Raw genomic sequence first — 12,035 nt, forward strand, 5'->3', positions numbered from 1 at the left:
CACTCAGGCCGGGTCGCGCTCGGACCAGACCGCCAGTTCGTTGCCACCGGGCTCGACGAACTGGAAACGGCTGCCGCCAGGGAAAGAGAACACGGTCCGCACGATCTGACCACCGGCCGCACGCACCGCCGCTTCCATCGGCGCCAGCTGGTCGGCATACAGCACCAGCAGTGGCGCGCCGTCGCTGGCACGTTGTGGTTGGCCACGGAAGAAGCCTCCCTGCAGGCGGCCATCATCGAAAGCGGTGTAGTCGCTGCCGTAATCGACAAACGACCAGCCGAACACGACCTCGAAGAACGCGCGGCTCGCAGCCGGGTCGCTCGAGGCGAATTCAACGTAGTCGAGACGGCGTTCGCGGGTCATCGCAGGTCCTTGTCGAAAGGGTGTCAGGGCAGACGGGCCAGCAGTTCGCGGGCCTGCGCCTGGCAATGCAGGTCACCCCCTTCGGCAACCTCCTGCAGCAGGGTGCGCGCGGTCTGCGCGTCGCCCAGGTCCAGATAGGCGATGGCCAGTTCCAGCCGCTCCTGGCCGATACGCGGTGCCCAGTCATGGCCATTGTCTGCAGCAGACCCGACGGCGTCCCCGGCGGCAGCACGGTCGTCGTGCAGGTCGACCGGTGCAGCCGTCTCATGCTCATGCGGTTCGGCCGGCAGATCGAACACACCGCGGAACTGCGGCTCCTGTTCGGCCTGCAGCGCGTATTCGGGCACGGCCACCTCGGCTGGCTCGATGGGCGCCACCGCAGCAGCGCCGGCAGGATCGTCCCAACGCGGCAGATCGTTCACCGCAGCAGGCAGTTCAACCCGTTCGTCTTCATCAAGCTCACCCGCCCGCCACTCGGCCGGCGAGACATCCTCATGGATGTCCGCAGCCGGCACGTCATGGTCGGTGGCAGCCCAGGCCGGCATCGCCGGTTCCTGGCGTCCGCCATCGGCGGCGAAGTTCACCCCGGCGTCCTGTTCGGTCAGGGTATCCAGCGCGGCACCTGCCGGCAGCGCTGCTGCCAGGCCGGCGGCATCGTGTTCCTCGCGCAGCGGCGGCAGCGGCGAGGGCTTGCGACGACGCAGCAGCCAGGCGCCCAGGGCAACCAGCACGAGCAGCGGCAGGCCCAGCCAGTACCAGGGCGTGCCAGCGCCGGGCGCACCGGGCACCTGGGCCAAACGCTGCTGCGCGGCGGCCAGGTCGTTGTCCTTCATCGCGATCAGTGACTGCTGCTGCTCCTTGAGCTTCTCCAGCTCCGCCACGCGCTGCTTCAGATCGCCGATTTCGGCATCGCGGGTGGCGATGTCCTCCTTGGCCTGGCGCAGTTGTTCGTTGCCCAGCATGTCACCCTCGCTGCCGGCACTGGTGCCGGTGGTTGTGCCCGCGTGCGCGGCGTCGGATGCCAGCGCCGGAGCGATTTCAAGTCGTGCCCCGGTGGCCGCAGCCGGGGAAGAAGCAGCGCCATCGGCCTTGGCCACCGGCATCGCGGCGCCAGCCGGCTGTGGCACGGTGCGTGCCTGCCGCCACTGCGCGGCATGTTCGCGGACCAGCGCGGCCGCCTCGGCCGCATCCACCGCGGCCAGTGCGGTATCGCCCGGCATGCGCAGCACCGCGCCCTGCTTGAGCAGGTTGACGTTGCCACGGATGAAGGCTTCGGGGTTGGCACGCAACAGCGCGATCATCGCCCGGTCGCGACTGATCTGATTGCCACGGGCCAGCGAGCCGGCGATCTGCGAAAGCGTCTGTCCGCGCTGCACGGTCACACTGCCGTCTGCAGCGAGCGCTGGTGCAGGTGCAGGTGCTGGCGCAGGTGACGCAGCCCGTGGACGCGGTGCGCCAGGTGCGTCGGCCGCCGTGACCGGTGCCGGCTCGGGTGCGGTTGCAGCGGCGGCAGGCGCATCACGGACGATGGTGTCCGACAGCACGCCGGCCGGCGCGACGATTTCCGGTTCGGCCACGGCCAGTGCACTGGCCGGTGCATCGACCAGCGCCGAGTACTCACGCACCAGCCGACCCTGGCCCCAATCGGCCTCGACCAGGAAGCTCAACGAGGGTGTTTCCACAGGCGTCTGCGAGGTCACCCGCACCACCGCCCTGCCCTGCGCATTGCGGGTCAGCTCGAACTGCAGTTCGCTGACCAGACCTGCCGGGCGCTGCAGGCCAACGCGCTCGAAGGTGACCGGCGAAGCGAGCGCGACGCGCAGGTTCTCAAGTTCGGACGGATCGGCCGAGATCACCGGGATCTCGGCCAGCAACGGCTGTCCCGGCTTGGACAGGACCCGGATGTCGCCCAGGCCCAGGGCCATGGCCGAACTGCTGAGCAGGGCCAGCAGCGCGGCGGAGAGACAGGTGAGCGGACGCCGTGCGCCCTTGGCTCGTTTATTCATGGGCGACACTATAAAGCGTGCGGACCAAGGTCCGCACCCACCGGGGAGGCGGACTGCGCTAGTGCCCGCCACTGGCCGGCAGCCACGGGCATGCATCGATAAGGCACTGCCGGCCAGCGGCCGGCACTACCGGTCAGGCAACAGCGGGGATCAGCGCTTCTCGGCGGCGACCAGCTCGGCCAGCTGCACCGCGTTGAGGGCTGCGCCCTTGCGCACGTTGTCCGACACGATCCACAGGTTCAGGCCGCGCGGATGCGACAGGTCCTCGCGGATGCGGCCGACGTACACCGCGTCGGTGCCCGAGGCATGGGTGACCGGCGTCGGGTAGCCACCGGCCTCGTGACGATCCACCACCTCGATGCCCGGCGACTGTTCCAGCAACGCGCGCGCTTCGGCCACGGTCACCTTGTCACGGGTTTCGATCGCCACCGATTCGGAGTGGCCATAGAACACCGGCACGCGCACAGCGGTCGGGTTCACGAGGATGCTGTCGTCGCCCAGGATCTTGCGGGTCTCCCAGACCAGCTTCATCTCTTCCTTGGTGAAGCCGTTGTCCAGGAAGTCGTCGATGTGCGGGATCAGGTTGAAGGCGATCTGCACCGGGAAACGCCGCGGATCGATTTCCTGGAAGCTCAGCAGCTGGCCGGTCTGCTTGCCCAGTTCCTCCAGTGCCGAACGGCCACCGCCGGATACCGACTGGTAGGTGGACACGTTGATGCGCTCGATGCCGTACTTGCGGTGCAGCGGTGCCAGCGCGACCAGCATCTGCATGGTCGAGCAGTTCGGGTTGGCGATGATGCCGCGCGGCCGGTTGGCGACCTGGTCCGGATTGACCTCCGACACCACCAGCGGCACGTCATCGTCGTAACGGAAGGCCGAGGAGTTGTCGATCACCACCGCGCCAGCCGCAGCGAACTTCGGGGCGTATTCCTTGGACACGCTGCCACCGGCCGAGAACAGGGCGATGTCCACGCCACTCGGGTCGAAAGTGGCCAGGTCCTGGATCCTGACCTTGTTGCCGTTGTATTCGACTTCGCCGCCGGCCGAGCGCTCGGAAGCGAGCAGGCTCAGGGTGCCGACCGGGAAATCGCGCTCGGCCAGGATGGCCAGCATGGTCTCGCCGACCGCGCCGGTGGCGCCGACGATGGCGACGTGGAAGCTGCGTTGTGCATTGCTCATGGGGGAACTCTCACGAAAACGGGAAGGGGGAAAACTCACGCACGACAGCTGGGTTCGGGGAGCCTCCTCGGATGGATGCGCGGAGGTTCCCTATCGTTTCCCGCTTTTTTTGTCCGAGGTCGCGCGCGCGGCAAGGGCCGCGTCGGCGTTGATCGCGCTCGGCATGCGCGACGGGCTGCCGTCCAGGCCCAGCCCGGCCAGCAGATTGTCCACGGCCATCTGCACCATGGCCGTACGCGTGGCCAGCGATGCGCTGCCGATATGCGGGGTCAGCACGATGTTGCGCAGGGCCAGCAGTTCCGGCCGCACGTTCGGCTCGCCTTCGTAGACATCCAGGCCGGCCGCCGCCAGGCGACCGTTGGCCAGTGCATCGGCCAGCGCCAGCTCGTCGACGATGCCGCCGCGGGCGATGTTCACCAGGGTGGCAGACGGCTTCATCTTGGCCAGCGCGGCGGCGTCGATGATGTGGTGCGAGGCGGCGGTGTATGGCAACACGGTCAACAGATGGTCGGACTGCGCCAGCAGCGTGTCCAGATCCACATAGGTCGCGCCGAGCGCGGCTTCGGTGTCGGCCGGCAGCCGCGAACGGTTGTGGTAGAGCACCTTCATGCCGAAGCCGTGCGCGCCGCGACGGGCGATGCCCTGGCCGATGCGGCCCATGCCGAGGATGCCCAGCGTGCTGCCATGGATGTCGGCACCCAGCATGGTCTGGAACGACCACTGCCCCCACTGGCCCTCGCGCAGCCAGCGCTCGGATTCGGTGATCCGGCGCGCGGTGGCCATCAACAGCGCAAAGCCGAGATCGGCGGTGGTCTCGGTGAGAACGTTCGGGGTGTTGCTGGCGAGAATGCCGGCGGCACTGAGGGCGTCGACATCCAGATTGTTGTAGCCGACGCCGACATTGGCGATCACCTTCAACTGCGCGGCATCGGCGACCTGGGTCGCACCGATGCGCTCGTTGAGGGTGATGATCGCCCCGTCAACATCCGCCAGCTGCGTGGCGATCTGCTGTGGCGACCAGGCGGTGACGGTATCGGTGGTGCGCAGTTGCACGCGATCGCGCAGCGGCGCGATGGCCGCGTCGATCAGCGGCTGGCTCACCCATACCGTCGGCCGCGTATCAGCCATCAAGCTGGCCGGGAATGCGCGGAGTGATGGTGCCGACATCGCCGCACTGCGCGCGGTGGCGCAGCGCCTGGTCCATCAGCACCAGGGCCATCATCGCCTCGGCGATGGGCGTGGCGCGGATGCCGACGCAGGGATCATGGCGGCCGGTGGTGACCACCTCCACCACATTGCCGGCCGTATCCAGCGATTCACCGGGCAGGCGCAGGCTGGAAGTCGGCTTGAGCACCATCGAGGCGACCACCGGCTGGCCGGTGGAAATGCCACCGAGAATGCCGCCTGCATGGTTGCTGGCAAAACCCTGCGGGGTCAGCAGGTCACGGTGTTCGGTGCCCTTCTGCATGGCGCTGGCGAAACCGTCGCCGATCTCCACGCCCTTCACCGCGTTGATGCTCATCAGTGCGGCCGCGAGCTCGCCATCAAGCTTGCCGTAGATCGGCTCGCCCCAGCCCGGCGGCACATTGTCGGCGACCACGTCCACGCAGGCACCGACCGAATCGCCGGACTTGCGCAGCGCATCCATGTACGCCTCCAGCTCGGGCACCTGTGCGGCATGCGGCCAGAAGAACGGGTTGTCCTCGACCACCGACCAGTCGAAACCGGCCGGAGTGATCTCGCCCAGCTGCGACAGGTAGCCGCGCACGGTAACGCCGAAACGCTCGGCCAACCATTTCTTGGCGACCACGCCAGCGGCCACGCGCATGGTGGTCTCGCGCGCCGAGGAGCGGCCACCACCGCGCGGGTCGCGGATGCCGTACTTGTGCCAGTAGCTGTAGTCGGCATGCCCCGGACGGAACTGCTGGCCGATGTTGCTGTAGTCCTTGCTGCGCTGGTCGGTGTTGCGGATCAGCAGCGCGATCGGGGTGCCGGTGGTCAAGCCCTCGTACACCCCGGACAGGATTTCGACCTCGTCGGCCTCGCGCCGCGCCGACGTATGCCGGCTCTTGCCGGTGGCGCGACGCTGCAGGTCGTGGCTGAATTCGGCCGCGTCCAGCGCCAGCCCCGGCGGGCAGCCATCGATCACGCAGCCGATGGCCGGCCCGTGCGATTCGCCGAACGTGGTGACGGTGAACAGCTTGCCGAACGAATTGGAGCTCACGGGCGCTGCGCCGCCAGTTCCGTGATGCGCGCGCTGTGGGCGATCAGCTCGCGGCACTCGACCGCGAAGATGCCCATCTGGCCGACCTTGAACTCCACCCAGGCGAAATCCACTTCCGGCAGCAGCTTGATCAGGTGCTGTTCGGATTCGCCCACCTCACAGATCAGCAGGCCGTCCTCGCTCAGGTGCAGCGGCGCGTCGCGCAGGATCTTCAGCACCAGGTCCAGGCCGTCGTCGCCGGCACGCAGGCCCATCTCCGGCTCGTAGGAGTATTCCTGCGGCAAGGCGTCGGTCTCGTCGTTGGTGACGTACGGCGGGTTGGTGACGATCAGGTCGTAGTGGCGCCCGGTCAGGCCGTTGAACAGGTCCGACTTCAACAGCGTCACGTTGTGTGCCTGCAGGCGTTCCTTGTTCTCTTCGGCCAGTGACAGCGCCTCATCGCTGAGGTCCACGCCGTCCACTTCCCAGTTCGGGTAGTAGTGGCCCATGGCGATGGCGATGCAGCCCGAACCGGTGCACAGGTCCAGCGCGCGGTTGACATCGCGGCCGGCCAGCCACGGCTCGAAGCCGCACTCGATCAGTTCGGCGATCGGCGAACGCGGCACCAGGGCGCGCGTGTCGCTCTTGAAGCTGAGGCCGGCGAACCAGGCCTCACCGGTCAGGTAGGCAGCCGGGATGCGCTCGTCGATGCGGCGCTGGAACAGCTCCAGCACCGCCAGCTTCTCTTCGCGCAGCAGGCGCGCCTGGCCATAGGCCGGGCCGAGGTCGTGCGGCAGGTGCAGGCCGTGCAGCACCAGCTGGGTGGCCTCGTCCAGGGCGTTGTCGTAGCTGTGCCCGAAGGTCAGGCCCGCAGCGTTGAAACGGCTGGTGCCGTAGCGGATCAGATCGATGATCGTATGGAGTTCGGCGGCCGTTTCAGCGGTCATGGCGGTACTGCGGGCAAAGTGGCCCCCGATTATAGGGGTTGCCGCCTGCGCCGGCATCCGTTGCGGCAGAAACGATCCAGTCGCAGCCGGTATGATGGTGGCCACTTCCTGCGGCGGAATCCCATGTTCAATCGCAACGTCGGCATCATCTTGCTGATCGCCCTGGCGGCGGGCCTTGGCCTGCTCGCCGCCCAGCAGGTGTTCGCGCCGAAGCCGCCGGCCGGGCAGCCGGCCACCGAAGCGATCACCCTGTACCCGCAGCCGCGCACCCTGCCCGACTACAACCTGGCCCAGTCCGACGGCACGCGCCTGATTCCCGGCGAACTGAAGGGCCACTGGACCCTGGTATTCCTTGGCTTCACCTTCTGCCCGGACGTCTGCCCGACCACCCTGGCCGAGCTGGCCGGTGCGCAGAATCAGTGGGAAGCGCTGCCCGATGGCCTGCGCCCGCGCGTGCTGTTCGTCTCGGTCGACCCGGAGCGCGACACCGCCACGCGCCTGGGCGAGTACGCCCACGGGTTCCACAAGGACACCCTGGCGGCGACCGCCGACATTCCCTCGCTGGAGCGCTTTGCCACCTCGCTGGGCTTCGTGTTCCAGAAGGTGCCGGGCAAGCACTTCGACGAGAATCCCGAGGATTACACCCTCGAGCACTCCGCCAGCCTGGCCGTGCTCGATCCGCAGGGCCGGCTCGCCGGCCTGGTGCGGCCCCCGTTCAATGCGCCGGCGATCGCCCGCGACCTGCAGAAGCTGACCGAGAAATCCGCCCCATGAGTCTGACCACCGCCCTGACGTACGTCCTGCCCCACCGCCTGCTGTCCTCGATGGCGCGTTCGCTGGCGTACTCGGACAACCCGCGCGTATCGCGCTGGCTGATCGACACGGTCACCCGCAAGTTCAACGTCAACCTGGATGAAGCGGCCAACCCGGACCCGCGCAGCTACCCGACCTTCAACCAGTTCTTCACCCGCGCGCTGAAGCCCGGCGCACGCGTGGCCGATGCCGATCCGCGCAGCCTGGTGATGCCGGCGGACGGCCGCATCAGCCAGCTCGGAAAGATCGACGCCGGGCGCATCTTCCAGGCCAAGGGGCAGTCTTTCACCGCCGCCGAGCTGCTGGGCAGCGCCGAGGACGCCAAGCCGTTCAACGAGGGCCTGTATGCCACGGTGTACCTGTCGCCGCGCGACTACCACCGCGTGCACATGCCGTGGACCGGCACCCTGCGCGAAACCGTGCATGTGCCCGGCCGCCTGTTCAGCGTCGGCCCGGCTGCGGTGAACAACGTGCCCGGCCTGTTCGCGCGCAACGAACGCCTGGTCTGCCATTTCGACACCAGCTTCGGCCCGATGGTCAGCGTGATGGTCGGTGCGCTGCTGGTGTCGGGCGTGGAAACGGTATGGAGCGGCGAAGAGATTCCGCATTACGGCGACCGCATCACCCGCAAGGATTACCGGGGCCGCGGCATCACGCTGCAGCGCTTCGAAGAGATGGCGCGCTTCAATTACGGCTCGACCGTGATCGTGCTGCTGCCGCCGGGCGTGGCCGAATTCGCCCCGCATCTGGATGCCGAACATCCGGTGCAGCTGGGCCAGGCACTGGCCAAGCTGCGCTGATCCTGCGGTAGTGCCGGCCGCTGGCCGGCATCTCCGTTGATCCAACGCATCGAGCGTTGCCGGCCAGCGGCCGCCACTACCGGATGTGGGCGTTACTGCAGGGTCGGCGCCGGGCCGACGTCCATGCCGTCGTAGTCTTCCACGCCCATCTGCGTAGCCAGCGCACTCAGTTCCTGGTTGCGCTTGTCCAGCGAGGTTTCGTCGTGGACTTCCACGCGCTCCACATGCAGCACGTGGAATGCAGCGTCACCGTCCTCCGGCTCCTGCTCGAACAGTTCCACCAGCACATAGCCCTGCGCCTGCAGGTGGGTGCCCAGTGCCTGCAGCGGCTCGGCGGTGGAGTGCACGAAGAAGTACCCCCACAGCAGCGGGGCATCCAGGTCCCAGTCGGTGTTCTCGCGGAGGTTGGTGAACAGGTTGCGGGTGTCTTCGAGGTCCATGCGATATCCAGAGTGCGGAGAGATTATTTGTCGCAGCCCTGCAGCTTCAGCACCTGGCCGTGGCGCAGGCTGTAGCCGGGGGCCTTGAGGCCATTGGCGCGGGCCAGCACCGGCACATCGCACTGGAACTTCGCGGCGATCCGGCCCAGGGTCTCACCCTTGCCGACCTTGTAGCTGCGGGCCGGCTTGGCGCGCGGGGCCGGCGCCGGGCGCGGCGCAGCCACCGGCGCGGCGGGCGTGGTCGGCACGCTGCTGGCGGCATTGGGATCGACCACCGGCACCACCCCGCCCACGGCCACGCTGCCGGTGTAGCTGGCAGCGCTCGGGCGCACTATCGCGGCGTTGAGGTCGGCGGTGATCAGGGTGCGGGCCAGATCGGCACGCGGGCCGCTGACGCAGTTGCGCGCGTACAGGCCAGCAATACGGTTGGTGGCGTTGATGAGGGTTCCTGCCGGAATCCAGCCATCGGCCTCATAGCGCGGGTTGAGGTTGCGCAATGCGCGCATGTAGCCGTCGCGGGTGCCATGGCTGCCCAGGCAGATGGTCAGTTCGTAGATCGTGGTCGAGCGGGCCAGGCGGATGGTTGCCGGCTGCGCGTTGATCTTCGGGAACTCCACGCCGTACTGCTGGGGGTGCAGGAAGATCCAGGACGCGGCGATCACCATCGGCACGTAGTCCTTGGTTTCGCCCGGGAACTGGTTGTAGACGCTGTCCACCCAGAAGCTCTGGCCCGGGTACTGCTTGTAGACGCGCGCTGCGCGGCCCTCACCGCCGTTGTAACCGGCCAGCGACAGTTCGACGTTGTTGTTGAGCTGGCGCATGCGTTCGTTGAGGTACGTCGCGCTGGCTTCGGCGGCGCTGCGCGCGTCGAAGCGGGTATCGAAACCGGTACCGTCCGGGCCCAAGCCAAAGCGGCGGCCGGTGGCCGGCATGAACTGCATCAGGCCCGCGGCGCCCACGCGTGAGGACGCATGCACGCGGCCGTTGGACTCCTTGGCCATGATGCCGAACAGCAGCGCCTCGGGCAGGCCGCGCTTCTCCCATTCCGGCCACATCACCGCACGCAGGTTCTGGTAGTTCTCGTAGGTGGTCATCAGCGCCGGGCGCATGTCGGTCAGCCAACGGCGGATGCCGGCCTGCACGGCCGGGTTGTACTCGACCATGTTGTCGAAGGCATGGCGCTTGTCGTTGAGCAGCGCCGCTGCGCGTGCCGCCTCCGGCACATCCGCAGCCAGCGGGCCGACATGGTCCGGGTCGGCCTCCAAACGATCGCCGGCTTCATCGGCCACGTCATCATCGGCGGCGGCATCGGCGTCGTGCTTGAGCAGCCGCTTGTAGGTCGCCAGCATGTTGCTCATCTGGCAACCCTTCTGCTTCACGCATTCGCTGATGACGTCTTCCATGTCCTCCAGCGCGGCATCGGCCTCGTTGCGACCCTTCGGATCGGCGTTGGCCACCAGCAGCACGGCATCGCTATAGCGTTTCTCGGCTGCAGTCATGCGCTGCTGCAGTGCATCCACCTTCACCTTGTCCCGGGCCGAAACCCGCTGTGCGTGGGCCTCCGGTGCCAGGGAAACCAGGCCAGCAAGGGCCAACAGCGGCCAGGTGCGGGAAATCAGGACAGGAACGGGCATTGGTGGCACTGTGTATGAAACAGGCAGGCAGAGTAGCGGCGCTGCCAAGGTCGGGGCAAGCCGACCTTCGGCCCGTCACTGTCGGCGGTTAACATTGGCACATTCATCACAAGGGCTGGACCATGGATCCGATTCTGCTCGGCAAAGGCATCACCGACGATGTGGCTGTCACCCTGCTGCCGAAACTCGGCAACCGCCATGGGCTGGTCGCCGGCGCCACCGGCACCGGCAAGACCGTGACCCTGATGACCCTGGCCGAGGGCTTCTCGCGGATCGGGGTACCGGTGTTCCTGGCCGATGTGAAGGGCGATGTATCCGGTCTGGCCGTGCCGGGTACCGGCGCCGAGAACCTGCTCAAGCGCGCGGCCGAGATCGGTGTGAGCGACTATGCCCCGGCCGCCAGCCCCACCGTGTTCTGGGACCTGTACGGCAAGCTCGGCCACCCGGTGCGCACCACCGTGAGCGAGATGGGCCCGACCCTGCTGGCCCGCATCCTGGAATTGAACGACACCCAGGCCGGGGTGCTCGACATCGTGTTCAAGCTGGCCGACGACCGCGGCCTGCTGCTGCTGGACATGGACGACCTGCGCGCCCTGCTCGGCTTGGTGGCCGAGGAGCGCAAGGACATCTCCACCGAGTACGGCCTGGTCAGTGCGCAGTCGGTGGCCGCCATCCAGCGCGCCCTGCTGCGGCTGGCCCAGGACGGCGGCGAGCATTTCTTCGGCGAACCGGCGCTGGAACTGGCCGACATCATGCGGGTCAGCCATGACGGCCGCGGTGTCATCGGCATCCTTGCCGCCGACCAGCTGGTGCTCAAGCCCAAGCTGTACTCCACCTTCCTGCTGTGGCTGCTGTCGGAACTGTTCGAGCAGCTGCCCGAAGTGGGCGACCTCGACAAGCCGAAGCTGGTCTTCATTTTCGATGAAGCGCACCTGCTGTTCGACGATGCACCGCCCGCTCTGGTACAGCGCATCGAACAAGTGGTGCGGCTGATCCGTTCCAAGGGCGTGGGCGTGTACTTCTGCTCGCAGTTCCCGGACGACGTGCCGGCCAACATCCTCGGCCAGCTCGGCAACCGGGTACAGCACGCGCTGCGCGCATTCACCCCGCGCGACCAGAAGGCGGTGAAGACCGCCGCCGAGACCTTCGTACCGAACCCGAAGCTGGATGTGGTGAAGGTGCTCAGCCAGCTCGGTACCGGCGAAGCGCTGGTGTCCACGCTGCAGGACAAGGGCGTGCCGATGCCGGTGCAGCAGACGATGATCGCGCCGCCGCGCTGCCGCATGGGACCGGTCACCGAGACCGAACGTTCGCAGGTGCGTGCTGGCAGCCCGGTCGGCACCCGCTACGACACTGCCGTCAACCGCGAATCGGCCGCCGAACTGCTGGCACAGCGCGCGCAGAAGGCCGTCGAGAAAACCGACGCGCCGGCCGCGCGCAGCCGTGAGCAGGACGAGGCGCAGGAAGGCGGTTTCGGGCAGTCGATCAAGGACGCTATTTTCGGTACCAAGCGCCGCCAGGGCATGATCGAGACGATGGCCAAGCAGACCACGCGTACGGTCGGCACCAAGCTGGGCAACCAGATCGTGCGCGGCATCCTCGGTGGCATCTTCGGCGGCAAGCGCTGAGAGCCCCGGCAGTACATTTGCG

At 67.6% G+C, this 12,035-nt stretch carries 11 protein-coding genes; 3 read left to right on the forward strand and 8 right to left on the reverse strand.

What is annotated here, in order from left to right; translation table 11 throughout:
• Positions 1–3 precede the first annotated feature (3 nt).
• The 6 genes from AC07UW_RS17255 to prmB all read right to left on the reverse strand — a co-directional run bounded on the left by AC07UW_RS17255 (position 4) and on the right by prmB (position 6,698).
• A complete protein-coding gene (locus AC07UW_RS17255; protein WP_495212513.1) occupies positions 4–363 on the reverse strand; it encodes a VOC family protein in 360 nt (119 codons plus the stop codon).
• Positions 364–386: 23 nt separating this feature from the next.
• Positions 387–2,369, reverse strand: coding sequence for a FimV/HubP family polar landmark protein (locus tag AC07UW_RS17260; RefSeq protein WP_495212514.1), 1,983 nt, complete (start codon positions 2,367–2,369; stop codon positions 387–389).
• A 150-nt stretch (positions 2,370–2,519) separates the two neighbouring features.
• The gene (locus tag AC07UW_RS17265; RefSeq protein WP_495212515.1) at positions 2,520–3,548 is read right to left on the reverse strand and encodes an aspartate-semialdehyde dehydrogenase; all 1,029 of its coding nucleotides are present in this window, start codon (positions 3,546–3,548) and stop codon (positions 2,520–2,522) included.
• 90 nt (positions 3,549–3,638) lie between these two features.
• Positions 3,639–4,676 (reverse strand): 2-hydroxyacid dehydrogenase, encoded by a 1,038-nt coding sequence (locus AC07UW_RS17270; RefSeq protein WP_495212516.1) that lies wholly within the window; start codon positions 4,674–4,676, stop codon positions 3,639–3,641.
• Positions 4,669–5,772, reverse strand: a complete 1,104-nt coding sequence (gene aroC / locus AC07UW_RS17275; protein WP_223495965.1) for a chorismate synthase — start codon at positions 5,770–5,772, stop codon at positions 4,669–4,671. Before aroC ends, AC07UW_RS17270 begins: the two co-directional genes overlap by 8 nt.
• Positions 5,769–6,698 (reverse strand): 50S ribosomal protein L3 N(5)-glutamine methyltransferase, encoded by a 930-nt coding sequence (gene prmB / locus AC07UW_RS17280; RefSeq protein WP_025876143.1) that lies wholly within the window; start codon positions 6,696–6,698, stop codon positions 5,769–5,771. Before prmB ends, aroC begins: the two co-directional genes overlap by 4 nt.
• A gap of 123 nt (positions 6,699–6,821) precedes the next feature.
• Here prmB and AC07UW_RS17285 point away from each other — a divergent pair, with 123 nt between their 5' ends.
• Entirely contained in the window at positions 6,822–7,472 is a 651-nt protein-coding gene (locus AC07UW_RS17285) for an SCO family protein (protein WP_032975016.1), read from the forward strand.
• On the forward strand, positions 7,469–8,311 hold the full coding sequence (gene asd / locus AC07UW_RS17290; protein WP_025876139.1) for an archaetidylserine decarboxylase: 843 nt from the start codon (positions 7,469–7,471) through the stop codon (positions 8,309–8,311). Before AC07UW_RS17285 ends, asd begins: the two co-directional genes overlap by 4 nt.
• 92 nt (positions 8,312–8,403) lie before the next feature.
• On the opposite strand, the gene AC07UW_RS17295 is transcribed toward asd, so the two are convergent.
• Complete coding sequence (locus AC07UW_RS17295) at positions 8,404–8,751, reverse strand: ribonuclease E inhibitor RraB (protein ID WP_099819030.1); 348 nt, start codon at positions 8,749–8,751, stop codon at positions 8,404–8,406.
• 23 nt (positions 8,752–8,774) lie between these two features.
• Positions 8,775–10,385 (reverse strand): transglycosylase SLT domain-containing protein, encoded by a 1,611-nt coding sequence (locus AC07UW_RS17300; protein WP_223495969.1) that lies wholly within the window; start codon positions 10,383–10,385, stop codon positions 8,775–8,777.
• A gap of 122 nt (positions 10,386–10,507) precedes the next feature.
• Here AC07UW_RS17300 and AC07UW_RS17305 point away from each other — a divergent pair, with 122 nt between their 5' ends.
• Positions 10,508–12,013, forward strand: a complete 1,506-nt coding sequence (locus AC07UW_RS17305) for a helicase HerA-like domain-containing protein (protein ID WP_223495970.1) — start codon at positions 10,508–10,510, stop codon at positions 12,011–12,013.
• The last annotated feature ends 22 nt before the right edge of the window (positions 12,014–12,035 follow it).

This window comes from Stenotrophomonas sp. GW821-FHT02D01, assembly GCF_059421765.1.